This window comes from Cognatundibacterium jejuense, assembly GCF_014284255.1.
GTDB lineage: Bacteria > Pseudomonadota > Gammaproteobacteria > Burkholderiales > Burkholderiaceae_D > Undibacterium > Undibacterium jejuense.
The window spans coordinates 107578-130525 of record NZ_JACOFV010000007.1; the positions used below are offsets into that span (position 1 = coordinate 107578).

Sequence of the window (22948 nt, forward strand, 5' to 3'; positions counted from 1 at the left end):
TTTTATCTCCAGTCGCCGCGCAATTCTTTCACTTTTTCTTGCAAAATAATTGGTGTTACCTGATCTGCTGACATTGCATCACCAACCACCAATTCCAATTTTGAAAACGGGCCACGACTAAACGCACGTTCAAACGGATTAGACCTGCCACGAGAAAAAATACTTCCCCACAGACCGCGTAATGCCATCGGGTAGACGGGAACTGGTGAGCGGTCAAGGATTTTCATTATGCCTCCTTTAAACTCATTCATATCACCAGTATTGGTCAACTTACCTTCAGGGAAAATACACAGTAACTCCCCTTCATGCAAAGCCTGGGCGATGTCAACGTAGGCTTTTTCCATAACCCACTGATCCTCTTTAGCAGGTGCGATGGGAATCGCTTTTGCCGTACGGAATATCCAGGACAAAAACGGAATTTTAAAAATACGATGGTCCATCACAAAACGAATTGGACGCGGACTACATGCCATTATCACGATCGCATCCATGTAACTGACATGATTACAAACCAAAACCCCCGCACCATTTTCCGGAATGATTGAGGCGTTCACCGTTTTCACTTTATAGACGGTCTGTATCAGCAACCACGCAATAAAGCGCATCAAAAACTCAGGAACAAGACTAAAAATGTAGATCGCAACAAAAGCGTTCAGCACCGCAGTCGCCATAAAAATTTGCGGGATAGTGAAGCCTTTGACCAGCATCGCAGACGCGGTTAAAGATGCCACCACCATAAACAAGGCATTCAGAATGTTCATTCCAGCGATCGTACGGGACAAATGTTGCGGATCACAGCGGGTTTGAATGACCGCAAATAATGGAACGATGTAGAAGCCGCCAAAAACGCCAAGCATCAGAATATCAAACAAAATTCGAAGACTTCCGGTTTGCTCAACAAAATGCCAGATATCAACTGCACCAGAATTTGTATAAGACGTGCTGGCAAGATATAACTCAAACCCAAATACGGAAAGACCAATAGCACCAAAAGGCACCAGACCAATTTCCACCTTATGGCCAGACAATTTTTCACACAGTAAAGAACCTGAGCCAATGCCAAAAGAGAACACCGTCAACAACAGCACGAAGACGCTGTGATCGCCGTGCAAGTAGTTTTTTGCATAGAGCGGAAATTGTGCCAATACAATCGCACCGTAAAACCAGAACCACGAATTTCCCAACAGAGACAAGAAAACCGGTCGGTTTTGTTTGCTGAATGCAATATTCCTTATCGTTTCGCTGATAGGATTTAAGTTGATCGGCAATTCAGGCGCAGGCGCAGGAGAATACGGAATGCTCAAACTAGTCAGATAGCCCAGAATCGCAATAGCGACAGTACCAAACGCGACGAGCTCGATGCCCCAAGATTGATGAACCACCAACATGGCACCTAAAATCTCACCTAACAAGATGCCGACGAACGTTCCCATCTCGATCAGACCATTACCACCAATGAGCTCATCGGTAGATAAATGTTGCGGCAAATACGCATACTTGACTGGACCAAATAATGTCGAGTGGATACCCATACCTGCGATACCCGCGATCAACACCCACAGACTATGAGTCATCCAACCATAAGCGGCTAGGCACATAATGAAAATTTCCAGCAATTTAACCTTACGCGCCATTCCGCCTTTTTCAAACTTATCCGCCAATTGACCGGAAGTCGCTGAAAATAAAACGAAAGGTAGAATAAATAACCCCGGAATTAATTGATTCAGTAAACCAACATCTAATTTGGTCCAATTTAATGCATCAAAGGTCAAAATGGTTAGCAAAGCCGTTTTAAATACATTGTCATTAAATGCACCTAAAAATTGGGTCCAGAAAAAAGGGGCGAAGCGGCGTTGCGTCAGCAGCGAAAACTGGCTATGTTGACTCATAATTTACCTAATCAAATGAAACTTAAAGTGAAACAAATTCTAACGTAACTCACATCTTATAGGGCAATTCAATTGCAATATAGCCAAGCTATAAAAACATGGAGAATTGGCGCATTAAAGCGTAGCGTGGAACGCACAGATACTCACGGGGACTGAAAAAACGCTATCGCATGCTGCACCGGTAAAATCTCACAGGACAACTGCTTTGCAATCCGAAGTGCAGATTCAAGTTGCTCAGGCGTGGTACCCCACGGCCCCGGATTTGTCGTCACTTCATGTGAATAGAAAATCAACCAACCACCTTTGGATGCGGTTTGTTGTATTAGTTCAAAAATAGTGTCGGCGTCAGTGCTTTGTGCGTAAAGTGCCTGAGCACGTAAGGCATTCAGATCCGCTATGCCGATTTGAGTGCCGCCGCCGGTGATACGACTATAAGAAAAACGACGAGAAGCAGCGATTTTGCTTGGCAAGTCATATGCACCAAACGGAAAAGCAAAACCTACTTTTGGTAACCGATGCTGAGAAAAAAATTCTTGATTGCGCTGCCAATCGGCTTCTAGCGCAGCCAAACCCGTATTGGCGCAATTTGTATGAGAAAACGTATGACAAGCAATTTCATGGCCTCTTACCACCAGGTTCTGCAAATCCTGGACGGTGTGACAGGCATGCGATTGCTCTACGCCATCGGTTAATCCACCACACACATAAAAAGTACCAGTTGCCTGATAACGCTCTAAGATTTCTGCGCCCAAATGACATGCACTCGCTGGGACGTCGTCAAAAGAAAAACTGACGACACCACGTGACTTACCTAAGTTCAGATAGCGCTTGGCAACGTGCCGAGCAGCAAAGCGACTCAACTTTTTATACAAGAGCATCATCTGGCAATGGCAGGCGACGAACTCAGGTAATCCTGATACCTTTGCAAATTCATGCGGGCAGCACTTCCTGGTAAATTTTCATAGGTGTATTCGACACCTATTTTGATGACCGACTGACTAACATTTAACGTAGCAACATCACCGCGATTTCGCTCAAAATAACTATCGGCAAACAGACGAAAACCACGATCTATTTGATAACTGGCACCCAACCCAACCCGTTTCATTCTGGCTACCTGCGACGCGTTGCCAGTCAAGTGCACAATACCAGGAATATACACCTGAGAGCTATTTTGCATGACAGCAGATGCGTTAAACTGCAATTTATCTGAATACAACCACAATGCATCGAAGCGTACACCTTTGGTTACCACGTAAGAAATCGTCGGATCAACAATCGGAAATGGTTGATCAAATATTTGCGCATCGAGTCGCAATTGCGGTGTGTAACGGTAAGTACCTCGAACAATCGCGTTGGATAAATTGGTGTCGAGATTGCTGTACGTACTATAGCGACGACGTATCACCCCGATATGAGCACTGGTCGTTGTTTTAACACTGTACTGCCACTCGCCATCAAGATACAACTCAGTTTCTTTAAATTGTGTATCGTATTCAGGCTTGATCGCGCTGTTCACATAAGGAATATCGTAGATTTTCTCTATTTGATCCTGACTGCGATCAGTGTAGTTTGTAGTGGAGAAACGCATTCCCCCCTCAACGCTTGAACCTGTCGGTGACATATAGCGTAAGCCTAATTGACGTCCGTCCTGCTTGTAATCATAAAGCTTATTGATAGGCAAATCGTAATACAGTTGAGTATAGAAAAGCTTAGGCATCAACCACCAGCTATCCGTCACTTTGATATTGACATCAAAACCAGCGATTCTATCGTGCTCGATATCTTTCTGCGACAAACTACCGTTGATGTAGTTAAACAAATGCTGGCCAGCACCCGCATTAATGCGACCGCTCAATAATTTACTCGCGACCCACTGAAAATCAGCATCTGCGCCACCTTGCAAGTGGTTGAGTGTGTCATCATGGATGTAGCGTCTGCCACCTAAGGAGCCGGTAAGCATCAATTTGGTATCGTTCGACAAGACCGGGATAATCACTCCGACTCGGATGTCCGCGCCCTCGACTGTATCGGTCTGATGGTGAATGATTTGCGCGCCATCCGACTGTCCGTCATAGTAACGAAACGGATTTTGGCTCTGGCTCAGCGAGGTCTCCATCTGCAACACTAATTCGTTGGTCGCATGTGCACTCAGACTAAACAAAGCCACCAAGAGTAATGCAGCACTCTTTTTAAGCTCGAATTTATTTTGATGATGAACCAAAAGTTTCAATGCGCGCATCTGGCGATTCCTATTCCGCTTGAACTACTGCGTTCTGGACTTGATTAGGAGCTAGACCTTGCGGGGTAAGACGAAATACCCTATCACAGCGTTTCGCTAATTCCGCATCATGTGTAACGATCACAAAGGCGGTACCTAGCGTCTCTGAAAGCTCCAACATCAATTTAAAAACCTGATTTGCCGTACTGCCATCAAGATTACCTGTAGGCTCATCAGCGAGCACACAGGCAGGTTGCGTCACCAATGCGCGCGCCAAAGCAACACGTTGGCGTTCACCACCTGACAATTCGCCTGGCACATGCTTAACGCGATGCCCTAGTCCTACTCTGTTTAAAATCGCCAGTGCTTGCTGTTGCGCTTCCTGGCGTGGTATCCGGCGGATCATCAATGGCATTGCAACATTATCAAGCGCAGAGAATTCTGGCAACAGATGATGAAATTGATAAACAAAACCCAAAGAACGATTACGCATCGTACCCCTTACGGACTCACTCATCGCGGCCAGATTTTCACCCAATAAATTGACCGTTCCAGCCGTTGGCGTATCAAGCCCACCCAACAAATGCAGCAAGGTTGACTTACCCGATCCCGAAGCGCCAATAATCGCTACCCGTTCGCCTTCATGCACACTAAGTTCAATATTCTTGAGCACTTGTACGGCTTCTACCCCTTCATTGAAGGTTTTACCTAAATTCGAACAACTTAAAACCGCTTTGCGATTTTGCAGATTGAAATTATTCATAACGCAAAGCCTCCACTGGTTTTACACGCGCCGCACGCCAGCTAGGATAAATCGTCGCAGCAAATGCCAGGACGATCGCCATGACACTGATTTGTATCACATCATTCCAGCGTAAATCAGATGGCAAGGCGCTAATAAAATATAAGTCTTTAGGCAATAAGTCGACCCCAAGCATGCGCTCAATGAAAGGAACGATCACGTCAATATTAAGGGATACCAACACGCCAAAACCGATACCCAGAGCCGTTCCGACTAAACCAACTATGCCACCCTGTATCATAAAAATTTTCATGATTGAAGACGGCGATGCACCCAACGTACGGAGGATAGCGATATCCGCTTGCTTATCCGTCACTGTCATCACCAAGGTTGACACCAGGTTAAATGCGGCAACGGCGACGATCAAAGTAAGAATAATGAACATCATGGTTTTCTCAGTTTTGACGGCGGTAAAATAATTGCGATTCTGTTGCGACCAATCACGGATCAACAAGTCGCCAGTCAAAGTACGCGACAATTCCAGCGCGACCTTCGGTGCTGTCAACATATCTCTAATTTTCAGGCGCAAACCCGATGGTGAAGCGAGGCGGAAAAATTTTTGCGCATCGTCGATCTGCAAAAATGCCATACCCGAATCATATTCGTAATGACCAGCTTCAAATATACCCACCACGTTGAATGCCTTGATCCTTGGCAGCGTGCCAGCTGGCGTTATTTGTCCGTCAGGAGCTGCGAGACGTATTTTATCGCCGACATTGACGTGTAAGGCTGCGGCCAAAGCTGAACCTAAAATAATATTAAATTTACCCGCTTGCAGGTCAGACCATTTACCAAGTTTGATCTTCTCAGCGACTTCAGATACTTTCGATTCCTGATCGGGCAAAACCCCGCGCAAGATAACGCCACGCATTGCATCGTCACCGATAATCATCGCCTGACCATCAACATAGGGTGCAGAAGCCAGTACGGATGGATTTTTCTGCGCTTGCAAAGCCGTTGCTTTCCAATCAGGAATAGCACCACTTGCATCAAAAACTTCTATATGCGCTAAAACAGATAACATCCGGTCGCGTACTTCTTTTTGAAAGCCGTTCATCACCGATAGGACGATAATCAACGCTGCCACGCCTAAAGCGATTCCAGCCATGGAGATCATGGAAATAAACGAGATAAAACTGTTTCGGCCACTACGTCGCCCCGCACGGGTATAGCGCAGGCCAACCAACCATTCAAAAGAGAGATTTTTCACTACAAGTTTCATTTCAAAAATTAAAGCAGCCAGCAGTTTGCCACACAAAAGTTGATCATGATAGACATTTATTCAATGAAATCATGAGCTTAAACACTGCCTTTTTTACACCAGTAAAATGAGTGCCTCGTTTAAAGAGTAATCTCTATTTAACACAAATGCATCCGCAGCCCGGCTATCAACCTTGATTACTGAACTGCGGCAACGAAGCTTGTGGCATCGCTCTCAAGAAACGGAAGAAGGATTAAATCATCTTATTCAAATAACTTTTGAACGCTCATTCAAATTGCATCTTTTTTTATCTTTGAAAAATCGAATCTGACTGATTCGACATATTCAGGCAAGAGTGTCACATTGCCGACGTCTCCACTGGTCGACAACATCACCCATACTTTTAATTTGATCGTTTCGTATCCAAAGCATAAAAGGACGATCAAACTTAAATTCCGCCCCACATTCGGAAAGTAAAAAACGCCGGACGTTTTGCGTGTTTCTATAGTCCTGATCTACCATAGTTTCTCTGCTAATTTGACCGCCATGCCAATCGAATTTCATTTGCGACTCCTTGACAATTTTGAAAAACACAAACAATCAGCTCACCCCCATCCTCATTATGATGGCACAACAACATAGCATAATAGCAAGCCAGTCATTTGACCACAGCAAAATACTCACCTGCAAGCAAAAGCCATGGAAACCCCGCATAAATCAAGGCGCTCCCCTTGCTTGCCGGTTTACCCTACAATGGCGGATATGAATACTTTAGAACTCATTTTACCCTTTAGCATCCCTCCAGCCGGACTAGAGAAAGATTTATTAAAAGCCATGCACGCACCAGCCCTGGCAAAACTGATCGCACGCTCACGATCGAAAGTACTGCTCACTGGCGAAGAATTTTCTAAAGCATTGGCACACGAATATTTGTTAGCTGGCGATCTGGATACAATTGATTTCTCCAGCAGCCCGGCAACCGCATGGGACACTATGCAGACCAACGGCGTAGCACCGCGAACAGGTTTCTGGTTTAGTTTACAGCCAGTCCACATCCATTTTGCACGTGATCATTTGGTTTTGATGGATCAGCGGCGACTGCAAATAACGGAAGATGAATCACGCCAGCTGTTTGACCTTGCAAAAACGGTTTGTGATGAATTTGAGATGGAACTAGTGTTTGGCGATAGTCATACCTGGTTTTTAAGAAATGATGCCTGGTCCGGTTTAAAAACTGCGACGGTTGATGCCACATGTGGCCACAACATTGAAATCTGGATGGCGCAAGGCGAACATGCCCGGGCATGGCGTAAGCTGCAAAATGAAATACAAATGCTGTGGTTCTCACACCCTATCAATCAGCAACGCGAAGAAAATGGCCAAAACACGGTGAATTCGGTCTGGCTTTCGTGCGGCGCAGATAAGCCATCTAGCCAAGCAAAAGCAATTACGCGTCATGCAAACATGGGGGAGCTCAACAGACATTTATCTTCATCAAATGCCTCTGAAGCAGTCATGATTGATGCACTCACTGGACCGGCAATGAACAGCGATTGGTCGTATTGGCTAGAGCAAATGCACGAATTGGAGAAAAAATATTTCATTCCCTTACTCGACGCCTTACAGAAAAATGAGTTACAAGAATTCAAGCTCATCTGCAGTGATGCCAGACAAATCGTGCAATTTAAGTTGACACCTTGGTCGTTGCGTAAGTTTTGGATTAAGCCATCGTTGAGTAAATTATTTGCGGTGAAAAACGTATGACGCGAATTGCAACCCGCCCCTACAATCAACGCGAAGCCGAGCGTCTCAAACAAAATGGTATGCACCCCGTGCTGGCAAGACTATACGCCTCTCGTGGTGCAATCTCAGATAGCGATCTTAATACGGATTTGGCATCTTTATTAGCACCGTCCGGCTTACATCAATTAGATCTGGCAGCATGTTTTTTGGCAGATGCCATTGCGCAAAAAAAGAAATTAGTCATTGTCGCTGATTACGACTGCGATGGCGCAACTGCCTGCGCCGTCGGTATCCGTGGATTAAGTATGATGGGTGGACATGTTGATTACATCGTCCCTAACCGTTTTGAATATGGCTATGGCTTGACGCCAGAAATCGTTGCTCTGACCGTCAAAGAGAAATCCCCTGACGTCATTATTACTGTCGATAACGGCATCGCAAGTGTTGATGGCGTAGCGGCAGCAAAAGCGATGGGTATCCCTGTCGTTGTCACAGATCACCATTTACCGGGTGATCAACTGCCAGACGCAGCAGTTATCGTCAATCCTAATCAGCCTGACTGCGGTTTTTCAAGCAAAAATCTGGCGGGCGTCGGCGTGATTTTCTATGTCTTATTGGCTTTGCGAGCTGAAATGCGACGTAGAGGCATATTTGACCAACATAGCCAACCGAAACTCGATAATCTGTTAGATCTGGTTGCATTAGGCACAGTCGCTGACGTGGTCAAACTGGACGGCAATAATCGCATCCTTGTGGCGCAAGGTCTCAAGCGCATGCGCTTAGGACGCATGTGCCCCGGTCTTGCCGCCTTGTTTCGGGTTTCTGGTCGGGAACCGCGAACAGCAAATCCCTTTGATCTTGGCTTTGCTTTAGGTCCGCGCTTAAACGCCGCCGGTCGTTTGGCGGATATGTCTTTGGGCATAGAATGCCTGACCACCGATGATGAGTCACTCGCCTGGGAAATTGCGCAAGAACTCAATGGCATCAATGCAGACCGCAAAGACATAGAACGCGAAATGCAGGATGTAGCACTACTCCACCTGGATACTTTTGAACCAAACGCCAGCCATACTATTACTGTCTATGACGAAAACTGGCATCAGGGCGTCATTGGCATCGTCGCGTCCAGATTGAAAGATAAATTTTACCGCCCCACCATTACGTTTGCACCCGGAGACGATGGACTGATCAAGGGTTCCGGACGTTCTATACCAGGCTTCCATTTACGCGACGCCCTCGATCTAGTCTCAAAACAAGCTCCTGGTCTGATCCAAAAGTTCGGCGGCCACGCAATGGCGGCGGGTCTCACCATGCGGCACGAAGATCTTTCTGCATTTCAACAGGCGTTTGAGGCAGTCGGCCAACAATGGCTATCGCAACTCCAACTCGAGCGCATTATAGAAACCGATGGGCATCTGGAAGAAGCTTACTTCACCACCGATTTTATCCAACTCCTGGCTACCCAGGTGTGGGGGCAAGGTTTCCCGCCGCCAGTTTTCTGTGATGAATTTAAGCTGGTCTCACAGCGTATTTTAAAAGAACGCCATCTTAAGTTAGTGCTTGAGAAACAAGGTGTCCGTTACGATGCTATCTGGTTCGGCCATACAGACGCACTGCCGGAGCGGGTGAATGTTGCGTTCAGATTGGATGCAAATGAATATAATGGTATTACGAAGGTTCAGCTACTCGTTGAACACATTGACTTATAAGCAATTTAAAAAATTTTGGAATGGTTGTTTAGCCGCAACCATTTCACGTAATTTAAAGCATTTTCCTCGGGGCTGTTTTACACTAAGTACAGCTTGCAGCCAGTCAACCTCATCGCTTTACGCATCATTTTATTTTTTGTATCTGATTTTTTGGCAGACCTACCTTAGATTTTCGAAACGGCTTTACAGCACAGCTTCTACGTCAAACATATTTGGCTATTTATCTAAAGGATTGCATCATGACTTCAGTCAAAATCCCGTTGCGGTACAAGTTTTTTGCTTCCCTGCTTGGCGTGCTTAGTTTTTCAGTTAGTAATGCCTATGCAGACGATGCAGACAAAACTTCCAATCTTAAAGTAAGCGGCTTTCTTTCTATTGTCGGTGGTCGGACATTTAGCGGCGAATTACCGGCAAACTACGCTGGCTCGCCTGTAATCAATGGCACAAGCTGCCCATGCTACACCGCTGACTGGTCAAACGCAGGTGTATACAACAATAGTTTTTCACTGCAACAAGAGTCGCGTGCAGGCATACAAGCAAGCTATGCACTCACCAAAGATTTTATTGTAACTGGTCAGGTCGTTGTTCGGGGTACCGACTCCACGCCGAATGTACAATGGGCCTACGCCAGCTATAAATTAAATAATGAATGGGAAATTCAGGTAGGCCGCAAACGCATTCCCCTTTATTTCTATTCCGACTTTCAGGATATTGGTGTTTCTTATCCATGGGTTAGCCCACCGCCGGAGCTATATGGCTGGGAGGTCACCAATTACAACGGCGCCAGTATCCGTTACCGGACCAGTGTAGGGGATAACAACCTCGCCTTTACTGCGTTTGGAGGTCGCGAAAAAGCTAACGACTCTTTATATGAAAAGCTAAATTACACTGGAAGAACCGATGTAACATGGAGCAATATACTCGGCGCCGATGCACAGCTTGAACGTGGCCCTTTGACCGTTCGCGGCGTCTACGTGCAAGCCGATGTCCATGTGGTCAATGCACTCAATGCACTCGATAGCAGCGCTAAGCTAGAGGCATATGGGGTTGCCGCGAATTTAGATCTGGATGACTGGTTTATTTTAAGCGAACTGACGCAGTTGAAAAGAACCTTTACTAATGCTGGTTACACTGTTACGGCCCCAGCCTACACGATAGGAGTTGGCTATCGCTATGGCTCCTGGACACCGTTCATCAACTATGCCAGTTACAAAGAAAAATCCTCCGACCTCACTCAATACCAGCCACAATCTTACAAACGTACTTCCGCCACTCTTCGATATGACATCGACGCCAAAAGTGCCGTCAAAGTGCAGTTAGATAAAAATCAGGATGTCACCAATAACTATGGCGGCAACGTCAACGTATTCCGCATCTCTTACGATCGACTGTTTTAACAAGCGCACATCAACACCATCAAGTAATGAAAAATGGAAAACAGAGTGCAAGGCTTGTCCAACATTTGGTAACGAAGGAAAAATGATGAAAACGCGACTATTGGTTTTATTGACATTAACGTTGACAGCTCTGCCCTCTCTGGGGGAAATTGTGGTTATCACTAACCCAGCGAATCCTGCAACCCGAATGCTACCAGATCAGGTTGCCCAGTTTTATTTAGGAAGCTCAACCATTTTTACACCGCTCGATCATGCAAAAGATTCCTCTCTGCATAAAGAGTTTTATGAAAAAGTCATAAAGAAAACGCCAGCACAAGTTGAGGCGATCTGGGCAAAAGCCTCGTTTTCAGGCAAAGGAAGTGCGCCAAAAGAATTTGCGAACGACGCAGCAATAAAAAAAGCAGTAGCCGCAGAGCCGACATCTCTTGCATATATCGACAAGGCTTCTGTTGACTCTAGCGTAAAAGTCCTACTGACGATCCCTTAAGCCATAAATTCGTCAAACTAGCATCGATCCAGGCGTAAATACTCATTGCCAATGCACTGATTTTACGCCTGAATGCTATATCAACATCTTCGATGCTTTGACCATTTTGCTGACACATCGCTCCTGACAATTCCAAGTTATGATTTCCTGCAACCAGCTTTAGCGCTGTCTTGTCTCCCAACCCAATGCCTAATTGATTCACCAAAGCAAGTTTGCAATGAGGATCATTATCCCCTGCAATTAATAATACCGGACGCGCTTCCGTAGCCAGCAATGGATAATGTTTTTCCTCTTCTGTGGCGCACAAAGGGGTAACAAAATCGCGCCCAATAAATCCTTATCAGAAAGGCCCTGAGCCCAATGGATAATCGAATAAAAACTGGTTTTTCATGTATTTTTTCGAATAATGATTTACTTGATTTAAATTTCGATCAACTGACAACACTTTATGAAAATATTTGTCGCATCAGAGGAACCAAAGTAACATAATATTTGTCAATTGTAGCTATGCAAATAATGTTTCTGTTTGCACTAGTTAAAATTTGTTCGCTTCGATTGCAGAGTAATTTGATTATTGGTAAGAGCTCGACTTCTGTGCTTAAACGCTCGCAATCGAATACAAGATACCGTCGATTTTTATTTTCGCCGTGATGGTAAAAATAGTGATCATGCCATTAACATTCAGGAGACCCCAACAAGTGAAAGCTAAAGTATTGAGCGCGATCGCGCTAATGATCGCTGGTACTGCCAGCACAACCCACGTCTATGCCGCAGAAACAGCAAAAGCTGCTGCACCTTCTGTTCTACTGTCCGGGATTGACAGTCAATATGGAGATAAATCTGTTAAAGCACAGGATGATTTCTATCGCCATGTCAATGGTGGTTGGTTAAAAACCGCACAAATTCCAGCTGACCGTTCGTCGGCTGGCGCATTTATGGACTTACGCGAAGCGGTTGTACCAAGACTGCACACAATCATCGAAGGTCTTTCTAAAGCAAAAAATGCAAATGGTACTGATGCTCAGAAAATCAGTGATTTGTATGCGAGCTTCATGGATACTAAGCATATTGAATCTTTGGGTTTGAAGCCACTTCAGTCAGATTTTGCAAAAATCGATGCATTTAACGATAAAAAGCAATTGCCAGCGTTAATGGCTTGGATGAATCTGAATAGCATTAACGTCCCATACGACATTCAAGTTCATCAAGACAATAAAGATTCGACCAAATACGTCTTAGATATCTCGCAATCCGGTCTCAGCCTGCCTGATCGCGACTATTACCTGAAAGATGATGATGCAAAATTAAAAGATACGCGCGAGAAATATCTCAAGCATATTGAAAAAATGTTGACAATGGCTGGCGACAAAGATGCAGGTAAAAATGCGAGTGCTATTCTTGCTTTGGAAACTGAATTAGCTAAAATTCAATGGACCAAAGTAGAATTACGCGACCCAATCAAGGCTTACAATAAAGTTGAACTCAGCAAATTAAACGAAGTTACTCCGGGCTACGACTGGGATGCCTACCTGAGCGATTTAGGGGTTAAAGGCAAGATTGATTATCTGATCATCGGGCAACCAAGCTACCTCACAGCAATGAATAAAGTGCTGATTGCAACGCCGATTGACACTTTAAAAGCCTATTTCAAATGGAACCTGCTGTCTTCTGCATCGGGTCAATTACCTAAACAGTTCAGTGAAGAAAGCTTTGCATTTTTCGGCAAAATTCTGCGCGGTGTTCCTGAACAAGAAATTCGCTGGAAACGCGGTGTACGCCTCGTTGATGCAGGTATGGGCGAAAGCTTGGGGAAAATGTACGTAGATAAATATTTCCCGGCAGATAGTAAAGCAAAGATGGAGACGCTGGTCAACAACTTGCTTCTGGCATACAAAAACAGCGTTGGCACTCTGGATTGGATGAGTCCGGAAACCAAAAAAGAAGCTTTGTCTAAACTGTCTACTTTCATGCCAAAAATTGGCTATCCAAATAAGTGGAAAGACTACACCTCCCTGCAAATCACCAAGGGTGACGCAGTTGGCAATTTACGTGCAATTCGTAGTTTTGCTGCAAAGACAGAGCTTAATAAATTAGGTAAGCCTGTCGATCGCGAAGAATGGGGAATGACGCCACAAACAGTTAATGCGTATTACAACCCTGAAATGAACGAAATCGTCTTCCCGGCAGCGATTTTGCAAGCACCATTCTTCAACCCAAAAGCGGATGATGCAGTGAACTATGGTGGGATTGGCGCTGTTATTGGTCATGAAATCAGCCATGGCTTTGACGACCAAGGGGCACAATACGACGGCTTAGGTAATTTACGTGACTGGTGGACAAAAGAAGATCACGAAAAATTTGCCACCAAAACCGCTGCATTGGTTAAACAGTACAGCAAATTTAGTCCAGTACCGGGTTATAACGTCAATGGTGAATTGACTCTGGGCGAAAACATTGCCGACAACTCCGGCATTTCGATCGCTTACAAAGCATATCAATTGTCCTTGGGCGGCAAACCAGCACCGGTTATCAATGGCATGACTGGCGATCAACGCTTCTTCATGGGCTTTGCACAAGTATGGCGCGGAAAAATACGTGAACAAGAAGCGATTATTCGTATCAAAACGGATCCTCACTCGCCAGGTGAATTCCGTGCAAATGGTGCATTACAAAACATGACGCCTTTCTACAAAGCGTTTGATCTTAAAGAAGGCGATAAAATGTACCTACCGGCATCTGAGCGCGTATCGATTTGGTAATAAATTAATCTTCAGTAGTGAGTTTACTCAATCTCTGAAGATCAATTGAATGACAAATAAAGCCGGTGCGTATTTTGTAAATACGCACCGGCTTTTTCCTTTCATCAAACAATCCCATCGAATTACCGGATTTGGGTGTTCAGAAGAACCACCACTACACCGCGCATAAAACAACTTCAGCTCACAATAAACACTTCCACACTGATCAGTTCTTCTTTGCCGAACTCTTTTTCGGTACTACACTGAATCTGACTTCAAATTATAAAATTATTGAAAAAAACTTCGATCCAAGCTTGGATGCATGAATTTACCTTTTCAAACACCGATTCTAATGAGAGCCTGGAGAAAGATGGCACGCGCTCGCGCATCTTAAATGAAGATTAAAACACAACTGCAGTTCGTAGAATACAATGCTTATATTCAGGAGATGTTTTACCGAAACTAAACTCTTTAAAAGTGATAGGGACGTAATCTATGTCAGTGAATATGCTTCTTATACTATTTTTTTTAAATTGTAGCCTGGCTCACGCTGAGCGACTGCTTATCTACATTGAGGATACTCAACCGTATGCGTACGCTAAAAATAGCAACACTCCTACCCCTATCGCTGACTTTGTAAAAACTATCGCCATACGCGCTGGCTATCAACCGGAGATTCGACCGTTAAGCTGGATCGGTATTATGCACTTGGTCAATGGTTCGCAACCTGTGATTTTTTTCCCAGTTGCACGGACGCCGTTTAGAGAAGATAAATATATTTGGCTTGGAGGATTAGCTCATGTTCGAGGCTATTATCTGTACAAGAAAAAAGATCGAATAGATATACAAATTAACAAACTCGAGGACGCAAAAGAATATCGTATCGGCGTGATTGAAGATGATGCCAGAGAACAATTTTTAAAATCAAAGAATTTCAAAGCGAGCAACAATAGTGGCCTTATAAATATTAGCGACAATAACGAGGGCATACGTCTTTTATCGGTTGGCCGACTGGATTTGCTACCCTTATCACAAGATAATTTTGATCACAATTGTGCCACGTTCTGCCAAGACTTCGTCACTACAATCAATCTTGGCTTAGAACTAGACCTACAACTTGGTGCTAATAAAGCGACCTCAAAAGATGTAGTTGATAGACTTAGAAATGCTTACACCAGCTTGCAAAAGGATGGCACGCGTCAACGTATGCTAGGGAACAATTAAAGGAAGAGGAGAACACTAATTACCCGCGTGTTCTTCCTGTCAAACAATGTAAATTTCAGCCAAACTGGAGATTAATTCAGAATTCCCGGTCAACTCAGGCCGCAAAGTGCCGTTATAGAGTCACGGGTTTATTAATCAACCAAATATGGTGGCATCATGAACAAGACACAGCATCCTTCAAAAGAACAAGTCAGGGATTTTTTGAAGCAGAGACAAATCGGGCACACACCACCACCTGACGTGAAAGAAATACGCCGACAATTAGGTTGGGATTTAATTGAGGCGCAACGTCAATGCACTAATAAGTGAAGCGCTAAGGCTGAGAATACAACTAAATAACGCCGAGATTTGTGCGTAAATTTTCGCTAAAAATGATTATCAAGATTTTTAGCGATGTTGTTTTCATAAGCTTATTTATTCAAGTATTTACCCGTCAAAAAAAATCTAGCGTTCCTCGTTTATTGTTTCGTTGCGTATGCGTTCAAAAAAACTTACCACATCAGCCTCTATACGTGTTCGTGCAAAACCGGGCAGGCTTTGCCAGATACGCTTTCCATAGGGCTTAGAGATTAACCTAGGGTCGCAAATCATCAAAACACCGCGATCAGTCTCATCACGAATTAAGCGCCCCGCCCCTTGCTTGAGGTTGATAATTGCCTCAGGTAACTGATGATGCACAAAACCATTCAATCCCTTTTTTTCCATCGCCGCAATGCGTGCTGCAAGCACAGGATCATCGGGAGGCGAAAATGGTAGCTTATCGATAATCACTAAAGATAAAGCATCCCCGCGGACGTCGACACCTTCCCAAAAGCTTTGACTACCAATTAAGACGCCATTGCCAGATGCCCGGAATCGATCGAGTAATTCAGTACGACCAGCATCTCCTTGCACAAACAAAGGAAATGCCAAGCCGCGCTTTTCAAATTCATCTTTGAGTTTTTCAGCACAAAATTTAACCGCCTTTAAGGTGGTACATAGTAGAAATGTCCTCCCCCCGGCCGCAGCAATAACCGGTAAAGCCGCGTCCACAACTGCTTCAGTGTAGTCTCTGGAATTTGGATCTGGCATTCCATTGGGCACGTAGAGAAATCCTTGATTCTGATAATCAAACGGACTAGGCCATGTATGAGCTGGTTCATTCCATAAACCCATCTGAGAAACAAAGTGAGCAAAATCATTTTTTACTGCCATGGTAGCGGAAGTAAATATCCAAGCCCGCGGCACTCCCTCTCTTTGTTTGTTAAAAATTGGGGCGATCGATAAAGGTGTTCGATGCAGTTGCAAAGAAACTGAAAATGCCTCAACCCATAAAACGTAATCTCCTTGCTTCTCTTTACCGGAGGGTTCGGCGTTCCAGGCGTCGATCTGATCACTAAGCATAATCGCTCTCGCCCTGCACTGCTCAATGGTTTCCGCACGCTCTGCCTGCTTCTCTAATACACCAATCAAGTCGCTCATACTAGATTTAAGTGCTTCAAGTGCTTCAAAAAACGGACTCGAAGGTGCGATTTGATCGATAGACAGACGAACAATATCCTGCGGAAATGCTAAACGCAGATCACGTGCAGCCCGCTCAACCGGCGCAACCAATTTAGCCCACTCGGCACCGTCTCGGGCATGCGACAAACCCTCTGCTAACGTATCGCGGCAAAGCTCAAGTACTTGAGAAGTCGAAATAGTATCGCCAAAAAACAATGTCGCAGTCTCAGGGAGTTGATGTGCTTCATCAAAGATGACGGTATTTGCAGACGGCAACAGCTCAGCGATGCCAGTATCTTTTAAAGCGACATCGGCAAAAAAGAGATGATGATTGACCACGACTACATCGGCCTGTTGCGCTTCTTTACGCGCCTTCATTACAAAACAATCTTGATAATACTGACACTCAGACCCCATACAAGTATCTTTGGTCGAGGTCACCAGATTCCAGACACTCGCATTTTCCGGAACACGCGAGAGTTCAGCCTTATCACCACTGTTTGTTGTTTTTATAAAACGAGAGATATCACGAAGATATCCTACGTCTTCACGCGAACTTAAACGTCCGTTTTGCAAAGTGCGTTCAAGGTGATAATGGCAAAGATAATTCGACCGCCCTTTAAGCAACGCGACAGATACAGGTGCTTTCAAGACCTTTTTTATTGTCGGAATATCTCTTAAAAACAACTGATCTTGAAGATTTTTGGTACCAGTTGAAACAATGACCTTCCCACCCCAGAGCAAAGCGGGCGCAAGATAGGCATAGGTTTTACCGGTTCCGGTTCCGGCTTCAGCCAGCAATGTACTTTGACCTGCAATCGCACTGGCAATTGCTTTCGCCATCTCCGTTTGCGAATTGCGAGGGCGATACCCCGCAATTGTTGCGCTTAGCGGACCCGAAAGCCCAAAAATATGATCAACTTCTGCGTCATGTACGCCAGCGGGTGTTTCTTTGGTCGGAATTTCAATCAAAATGAGAGCATTCAAAAACTAAAAGCAAATAAAAAGGCATGCGCGCAACAATAAATCACGCCGGCACATCTGGAGTTAATTGAATCTTGAGCAAAGTGATATGATCTTTCAATTGCAATTTCCGCTTCTTTAAGCGTCGCAATTGTAACTCATCATGATCTGGATCCTTTGTCAGCGCATTTATTACCACATCAAGATCCCTATGCTCAACTTCTAACTCAATAATTCGTTGTCGTACTTGTTCAGGATGGCTCATAGCCTTCAGCTTAAAGTAAAATAGTGTTAATTAGTATCAAAACATGGAAAGCCAAATAATTGACTTCCCACTAGTGTAATCTACCAAGACGTATGAGCCAATATAAGATAGAAGCTGGCACCGGGCAACATATCGGTGACCGACAGGAACAACAGGACAGGGTCGCCCTTTTTGCGGCTCCGCACGCCCCAGGCTATATGATGGCCGTGGTTGCTGATGGCATGGGTGGCAAAAGCGGCGGCGCTCTCGCGGCCGAGCAAGTTATTCGTACTAGCAAACAGTTATTTGACGAATTTTATCCTGGCAATGACGTTAAGGCATTACTGGAAAATATTCTTAATGAGGCCCACACGGTTATTAAATTAACTGCGGTATCAGCAGAAAAAGAGCCCCATAGTACTTTTGTAGCACTGGTAATTACTCCTCAACAAGAAGCAATATGGGCTCATGCTGGTGATTCCAGGTTATACCGTTTTAACGGCCCCAATTTTGGTGATAAAACTCGCGACCATTCATATGTCGAAAAACTAGTAGAAGAAGGGAAAATTCTCCCTGAGGAGGCTAAAACACACAAGCTATCAAATATCTTAGTTAACGTTTTGGGCTCGACGAACACACACCCCTTCATCACATTTGGACAGCACGACGATTTAAAAATTGGTGACAGTTTCTTATTATGTTCTGACGGACTGTGGCATTACTTTGAAGATAATGAGCTTTCAGCCGCCGTAGCCGCAAATACACCAAGACAAGCTGCAGAACTGTTAATTCGTAAAGCCCGTGAACGCGGTACGCCACGAGGAGATAATTGCACATTTGCAATTATCAAACTCATAGAGCCACCTGAAGAAATCAGAAATTATACTGTTCAAAAAATGCGTCGAGCGATTTAAACTAGTTTTACTAGTCCAAAAAAATGCGGCACGATAATCTCTGTGCCGCATTTTTTTTCTAAATTCATGTAGATATAAATTAACTAGAACTGGATTTCTTCTCAAAATCGATCGCTTCAAAATTAATCACATTACTATCTTCTTCAGGCAATTTAGGAGCAACGCTAGAACCCGTGGAAGCAACAAAAGAATTACGCTCACGGGCTACTTCTCCCATCGATTTTTGACGCTCCAGTTCATTCGCGATAGAAATCAGCAAGAGAATGTCTCTATACACAGGCAACTCAAACCCCATACGTTTTCCATCACGGTCGTCGATAAGCAAACTTTCAAGGAACGGCAAGATATCATTCGTGTTCCACATCGAACAGATTTTTCTAGATAAGTGCTCAAAATCGTCGAGGTGTCTGGTCGGTAATGTTGATGGATCAATTTCAAATTCCGGAACATTTGCATTGAAAAAAACGACAAACCGATCGCGCAAATGATCATATTTTTCTTTACTTCCCACAACTCTGTACAAATCCATCAGATAAAGCCATGGAACCGGCGATTCAGGATGCTCCAGTTCCGCCTGAGGCTCCAGTATTTCTATCGCTCGCTCAGGATCATTCACGGACATCCAGAACTCAGCTTCTTGAGTAACATCCGAGATTTCTTCTACTTTGACTGAGCTTGTCCGAGACGAGAAGAAATTGAAGGTACTACTGTTGGTGTCTTCCAACGATGGAGTGTAATTTCGTCCAAACACAGACGGCGCCTCTAATCCACCTAAAGAAGCTTCAGCTGCTGACAGAGTTTTAGAATGGGATGAATTACCACCTAGTGCTGGACGTGAATAAGACTCAGAGGAGTCGGTTGATACACTCGTCGTTGTCGGACCATAACTGGCTTGCACACTATTGACCAAATCTTCAATGTTCAGCTTAGTTTCCGGGGCAGGCTTAATTTCTTTTTGCTCCCACCAGGTAGATGAAGTCTTTTTGTGTATGCGTTTTACATACGCAACCAACATTACTACAATTGCAATTGTGCCAGCGACAAGTAAAACTAAAAGGTAGAACCAGGTTTTGGGAATCGAGCTTTCTTTTAATTCGTCAATAGTTGACTTATCTTGCTGAATTTGACGTTTTAACTGTGCCGATTCTTTTAATAATAACTGATTCTTTTGTTCAGTCGACTCGAGTTTCCCGGGAGCAATCTGCGGGATATCCTCACCACGCATCATCGCAGCATATTGCGCTTGCGCAAGGCGTAGCTCGGCAGACGCATCGCTCTCTTTGCCATCAGTTCGTACTGATATTGTGTCCGCCATCTTCAAGCCTTGAGGTACCAGTTCAGGCTCATCCGACAATTTTAAAGCGTATCTTACAGGCAAAGATCCCGATCGTTGACTTACCGGCTTTAAATTTTTATCATTTTTTTTTACCGTCGCTGGTTCAGAGACAATTTCAGATTTCTGCTTAAGTGAAGTTTGCTTAGGTTTAAATCGCACAGGAAGTTTATCTATTTTCCCTTCTGTGCCGGGGGGGATGTTTACTTTCTGTTCCAGTAAAGGCAAAGCTATGTTTGGTGCCGATCCCGAAATTTCAGGCGGATCGAGCAGAATCATATACTCGCGGTGCAACTGTACTTCGCACGCAACATGAACAATAACTTTAACCGCTGGTTCTTGTATATTTTTACGGGTTACCAAGTGCAAAAATTTAGTATTTCCCTGGGAGCTTAGTCTTAAATCAACATTGGATAATAAAATTCCCTCGGCAGATTCAATAGTTGCACGAAAACACCCAGCATCAATGTCTTGCGCATCAAAGCCGGTCACGTCTAACTGTGCCCTCAGTTGCTGCCCAAGCGAAGACTGAACACGAAGACCACCCATACCGAGAGCATGGGCGTCGTCGATCGTGCCAGCTAAAAGAGCGCTCAGACACAAAAGATAAAGAGAGGATCTTTGGTATGGAACAAAAATAATAATGTCCTCAAGTGATAAAATAAAAACAATTTTCTTTCTTGCAATCGTACCCAATCGCAATCTTACTGTGGTTATAACAAAACTATCACACTATGAAAATGCTAAAGAAGAAACAAAATGCTTTGCCTATGAGAAATTTCATAATATTTATCAATTTAAACAACAAATGTATTTATTTCAATCATACGCTGCAGCCATTTAGTTACTAATTATTTCTTCCGAAAATCAAGAATTTTTTTCGATATTCCGCGCAAAATATTTACTTCTTCAACCTCTAATTGAGCACGAGAAAATAATCGTTTTAAACGTGGCATCAGCTTCTTTGGGCTCTTCGGATCCAGAAAATCAATCGCGACCAAAGCTTGTTCAAGATGTTCATACATCCCTTCAACTTCCTCAATAGAAGCAGCTTGGCCGTGAAAGCCGACGTTACTTCTTGTTTCAGTTTCAGTCGCTAGTCTGCATTCGTATGCCAACAATTGAATTGCCTGGGCCAGATTTAAGGATGAATAGTCCGGGTTAGCAGGAATATTGATCAAGCCCTGACAATTCATGACGATTTGATTAGGCAATCCGTAGCGCTCGCTTCCAAACACCAAGGCAACCTCCCCCTCCTGTGCTGGAGAAATGCGCTCCGCCACTGCTCTAGGTGTAAAAATTGGCGGCGAGAACTCTCGCAGCCGTGCGCTGACCGCCGCAACAAATTTACATCCTGACAAAGCGTCTTCAATCGACGTTACGATTTTTGCTTTTTCCAGCACATCCAATGCTCCACTCGCAAAGGCAATTGCATCAGGATGCGTTAATGCATCACCAAAACGAGGATTAACCAGAATTAACTGTCCAAAACCCATAGTTTTAATAGCACGTGCTGCAGCCCCAATATTGCCAGGATGGCTAGTTTCTACCAGTACAAAGCGCAGTCTTTGAAAAAGAGATGTGTCAGTTTCTGTCAAGTTCATTTAAAATAGCAAGATTAAGCGTTAATTGTTATGTGGTTGAGCGGCCTTTTTTGCCCGACGAAAGACAGTAGCGCACGCTCTTTATCATTTTTGTGTAGCAAACCTCACTCTTTCACTCTTAGGTGATTGAGCTACGTTTGCCGTCATTTTATCGGAAACCTTATGCACCCAATGCTCAATACGGCTATCAAAGCCGCTCGTCGCGGCGCGACAGTAATTAATCGCGCTTCTTTTGATCTCGATCGCGTCAGCGTAACAGAAAAACATTTCAATGACTTTGTCACTGAAGTGGATCAAGCCGCGGAAGCCGCAATTATCGAAGTGTTGAAGACAGCATATCCCGACCACGCAATTCTTGCTGAAGAATCGGGTGCATCCACTAATTTGCACGACGAAAGTGAATATGTCTGGATCATTGATCCACTCGATGGTACGACTAACTTTATCCACGGTTTTCCGCAATATTGCGTTTCCATCGCTTTGCAACACCGTGGCATCATTACCCAAGCCGTTGTCTACGACCCAACACGCAATGAAATGTTCACCGCAACTAAAGGCGGCGGCGCATTTCTGAACGATAAACGTATCCGCGTTACTCGTTGCGACAAAATTGCTGATGCGTTGATTGGAACTGGCTTCCCGTCACGCGACCTGTCCGGGCTCGACCAATACATGGAAATGTTTAAAGTCATGACAAGTAAATGCCAAGGCCTGAGAAGACCAGGTTCTGCGGCACTAGACTTAGCCTACGTAGCAAACGGTCGCCTCGATGGCTTCTTTGAAAAAGGTCTGGCGCCATGGGATATCGCTGCGGGCTCATTGTTGATCACAGAAGCAGGCGGCATCGTTGGTAATTTTGTTGGCGATTCTGATTACCTGTACAAAGGCGATGTATTGGCAGGAACACCAAAAGTATTCGGGCAAATGGTTAATTTGCTTCAACCATTTGCAGCATCAGTAAAAAAATAGATTTATCTCTTTTACATTCAGCATTTTT

The 22948-nt window shown here is 44.4% G+C and carries 20 protein-coding genes; 9 read left to right on the plus strand and 11 right to left on the minus strand.

Translation table 11 applies throughout. The features are described from left to right. Positions 1-2: 2 nt before the first annotated feature. The 6 genes from H8K32_RS09190 to H8K32_RS09215 form a co-directional block, all read right to left on the minus strand. Positions 3-1889, minus strand: a complete 1887-nt coding sequence (locus tag H8K32_RS09190) for an MFS transporter (protein ID WP_186912193.1) — start codon at positions 1887-1889, stop codon at positions 3-5. A gap of 143 nt (positions 1890-2032) precedes the next feature. After that, on the minus strand, positions 2033-2761 hold the full coding sequence (locus H8K32_RS09195) for a polysaccharide deacetylase family protein (protein WP_222613064.1): 729 nt from the start codon (positions 2759-2761) through the stop codon (positions 2033-2035). A gap of 5 nt (positions 2762-2766) precedes the next feature. Then, the gene (locus tag H8K32_RS09200; RefSeq protein ID WP_186912195.1) at positions 2767-4131 is read right to left on the minus strand and encodes a hypothetical protein; all 1365 of its coding nucleotides are present in this window, start codon (positions 4129-4131) and stop codon (positions 2767-2769) included. A 10-nt stretch (positions 4132-4141) separates the two neighbouring features. Beyond that, entirely contained in the window at positions 4142-4873 is a 732-nt protein-coding gene (lolD, locus tag H8K32_RS09205; RefSeq protein ID WP_186912196.1) for a lipoprotein-releasing ABC transporter ATP-binding protein LolD, read from the minus strand. Beyond that, positions 4866-6134, minus strand: a complete 1269-nt coding sequence (locus tag H8K32_RS09210; RefSeq protein WP_186912197.1) for a lipoprotein-releasing ABC transporter permease subunit — start codon at positions 6132-6134, stop codon at positions 4866-4868. The genes lolD and H8K32_RS09210 overlap by 8 nt, the downstream gene beginning before the upstream one ends. A 324-nt stretch (positions 6135-6458) precedes the next feature. After that, positions 6459-6677, minus strand: coding sequence for a DUF6434 domain-containing protein (locus H8K32_RS09215; protein ID WP_186912198.1), 219 nt, complete (start codon positions 6675-6677; stop codon positions 6459-6461). 198 nt (positions 6678-6875) lie between these two features. On the opposite strand from H8K32_RS09215, the gene H8K32_RS09220 reads away from it, so the two are divergent. The 4 genes from H8K32_RS09220 to H8K32_RS09235 all read left to right on the plus strand — a co-directional run bounded on the left by H8K32_RS09220 (position 6876) and on the right by H8K32_RS09235 (position 11449). Then, complete coding sequence (locus H8K32_RS09220; RefSeq protein WP_186912199.1) at positions 6876-7877, plus strand: hypothetical protein; 1002 nt, start codon at positions 6876-6878, stop codon at positions 7875-7877. Further along, the gene (recJ, locus tag H8K32_RS09225; RefSeq protein WP_186912200.1) at positions 7874-9565 is read left to right on the plus strand and encodes a single-stranded-DNA-specific exonuclease RecJ; all 1692 of its coding nucleotides are present in this window, start codon (positions 7874-7876) and stop codon (positions 9563-9565) included. Before H8K32_RS09220 ends, recJ begins: the two co-directional genes overlap by 4 nt. A 239-nt stretch (positions 9566-9804) precedes the next feature. Then, complete coding sequence (locus H8K32_RS09230) at positions 9805-10962, plus strand: hypothetical protein (RefSeq protein WP_186912201.1); 1158 nt, start codon at positions 9805-9807, stop codon at positions 10960-10962. Next, positions 10913-11449 carry a type 2 periplasmic-binding domain-containing protein gene (locus H8K32_RS09235; protein WP_343067964.1) on the plus strand — a complete coding sequence of 179 codons (537 nt, stop codon included), beginning with the start codon at positions 10913-10915 and terminating at the stop codon, positions 11447-11449. Before H8K32_RS09230 ends, H8K32_RS09235 begins: the two co-directional genes overlap by 50 nt. Here H8K32_RS09235 and H8K32_RS09240 read toward each other — a convergent pair. Then, complete coding sequence (locus tag H8K32_RS09240) at positions 11418-11756, minus strand: hypothetical protein (RefSeq protein ID WP_186912203.1); 339 nt, start codon at positions 11754-11756, stop codon at positions 11418-11420. The genes H8K32_RS09235 and H8K32_RS09240 overlap by 32 nt on opposite strands. A 391-nt stretch (positions 11757-12147) precedes the next feature. Here H8K32_RS09240 and H8K32_RS09245 point away from each other — a divergent pair, with 391 nt between their 5' ends. From H8K32_RS09245 to H8K32_RS09255, 3 genes are all read left to right on the plus strand, one after another. Beyond that, positions 12148-14208 (plus strand): M13 family metallopeptidase, encoded by a 2061-nt coding sequence (locus H8K32_RS09245; protein WP_390312001.1) that lies wholly within the window; start codon positions 12148-12150, stop codon positions 14206-14208. Between the two features lie 474 nt (positions 14209-14682). Beyond that, the gene (locus H8K32_RS09250; protein ID WP_186912205.1) at positions 14683-15411 is read left to right on the plus strand and encodes a substrate-binding periplasmic protein; all 729 of its coding nucleotides are present in this window, start codon (positions 14683-14685) and stop codon (positions 15409-15411) included. Between the two features lie 156 nt (positions 15412-15567). Continuing rightward, positions 15568-15720 carry a hypothetical protein gene (locus H8K32_RS09255; RefSeq protein WP_186912206.1) on the plus strand — a complete coding sequence of 51 codons (153 nt, stop codon included), beginning with the start codon at positions 15568-15570 and terminating at the stop codon, positions 15718-15720. Positions 15721-15855: 135 nt separating this feature from the next. On the opposite strand, the gene H8K32_RS09260 is transcribed toward H8K32_RS09255, so the two are convergent. Both H8K32_RS09260 and H8K32_RS09265 read right to left on the minus strand, forming a co-directional pair. Further along, on the minus strand, positions 15856-17880 hold the full coding sequence (locus H8K32_RS09260) for an ATP-dependent DNA helicase (protein WP_246447235.1): 2025 nt from the start codon (positions 17878-17880) through the stop codon (positions 15856-15858). Between the two features lie 40 nt (positions 17881-17920). Further along, positions 17921-18121 (minus strand): YdcH family protein, encoded by a 201-nt coding sequence (locus H8K32_RS09265; protein ID WP_186912208.1) that lies wholly within the window; start codon positions 18119-18121, stop codon positions 17921-17923. A 92-nt stretch (positions 18122-18213) separates the two neighbouring features. Here H8K32_RS09265 and H8K32_RS09270 point away from each other — a divergent pair, with 92 nt between their 5' ends. After that, on the plus strand, positions 18214-19014 hold the full coding sequence (locus tag H8K32_RS09270; RefSeq protein ID WP_186912209.1) for a PP2C family protein-serine/threonine phosphatase: 801 nt from the start codon (positions 18214-18216) through the stop codon (positions 19012-19014). Between the two features lie 79 nt (positions 19015-19093). Here H8K32_RS09270 and H8K32_RS09275 read toward each other — a convergent pair whose 3' ends face one another. Then, positions 19094-21043 (minus strand): type IV pilus assembly protein FimV, encoded by a 1950-nt coding sequence (locus tag H8K32_RS09275; protein WP_186912210.1) that lies wholly within the window; start codon positions 21041-21043, stop codon positions 19094-19096. 155 nt (positions 21044-21198) lie between these two features. Then, a complete protein-coding gene (locus H8K32_RS09280) occupies positions 21199-21951 on the minus strand; it encodes an RNA methyltransferase (protein ID WP_186912211.1) in 753 nt (250 codons plus the stop codon). 171 nt (positions 21952-22122) lie between these two features. Here H8K32_RS09280 and H8K32_RS09285 point away from each other — a divergent pair, with 171 nt between their 5' ends. Continuing rightward, positions 22123-22920, plus strand: coding sequence for an inositol monophosphatase family protein (locus H8K32_RS09285; RefSeq protein ID WP_186912279.1), 798 nt, complete (start codon positions 22123-22125; stop codon positions 22918-22920). Positions 22921-22948 lie beyond the last annotated feature (28 nt).

What these genes read in the sequence shown, in the direction of transcription:
- H8K32_RS09190 (WP_186912193.1), bottom strand. Translation starts at nt 1,889, where the DNA reads ATGAGTCAACATAGCCAGTTTTCGCTGCTGACGCAACGCCGCTTCGCC.
- H8K32_RS09200 (WP_186912195.1), bottom strand. Translation starts at nt 4,131, where the DNA reads ATGCGCGCATTGAAACTTTTGGTTCATCATCAAAATAAATTCGAGCTT.
- lolD (WP_186912196.1), bottom strand. Translation starts at nt 4,873, where the DNA reads ATGAATAATTTCAATCTGCAAAATCGCAAAGCGGTTTTAAGTTGTTCG.
- H8K32_RS09210 (WP_186912197.1), bottom strand. Translation starts at nt 6,134, where the DNA reads ATGAAACTTGTAGTGAAAAATCTCTCTTTTGAATGGTTGGTTGGCCTG.
- H8K32_RS09215 (WP_186912198.1), bottom strand. Translation starts at nt 6,677, where the DNA reads ATGAAATTCGATTGGCATGGCGGTCAAATTAGCAGAGAAACTATGGTA.
- H8K32_RS09220 (WP_186912199.1), top strand. Translation starts at nt 6,876, where the DNA reads ATGAATACTTTAGAACTCATTTTACCCTTTAGCATCCCTCCAGCCGGA.
- recJ (WP_186912200.1), top strand. Translation starts at nt 7,874, where the DNA reads ATGACGCGAATTGCAACCCGCCCCTACAATCAACGCGAAGCCGAGCGT.
- H8K32_RS09230 (WP_186912201.1), top strand. Translation starts at nt 9,805, where the DNA reads ATGACTTCAGTCAAAATCCCGTTGCGGTACAAGTTTTTTGCTTCCCTG.
- H8K32_RS09235 (WP_343067964.1), top strand. Translation starts at nt 10,913, where the DNA reads ATGGCGGCAACGTCAACGTATTCCGCATCTCTTACGATCGACTGTTTT.
- H8K32_RS09250 (WP_186912205.1), top strand. Translation starts at nt 14,683, where the DNA reads ATGTCAGTGAATATGCTTCTTATACTATTTTTTTTAAATTGTAGCCTG.
- H8K32_RS09255 (WP_186912206.1), top strand. Translation starts at nt 15,568, where the DNA reads ATGAACAAGACACAGCATCCTTCAAAAGAACAAGTCAGGGATTTTTTG.
- H8K32_RS09265 (WP_186912208.1), bottom strand. Translation starts at nt 18,121, where the DNA reads ATGAGCCATCCTGAACAAGTACGACAACGAATTATTGAGTTAGAAGTT.
- H8K32_RS09270 (WP_186912209.1), top strand. Translation starts at nt 18,214, where the DNA reads ATGAGCCAATATAAGATAGAAGCTGGCACCGGGCAACATATCGGTGAC.
- H8K32_RS09280 (WP_186912211.1), bottom strand. Translation starts at nt 21,951, where the DNA reads ATGAACTTGACAGAAACTGACACATCTCTTTTTCAAAGACTGCGCTTT.
- H8K32_RS09285 (WP_186912279.1), top strand. Translation starts at nt 22,123, where the DNA reads ATGCTCAATACGGCTATCAAAGCCGCTCGTCGCGGCGCGACAGTAATT.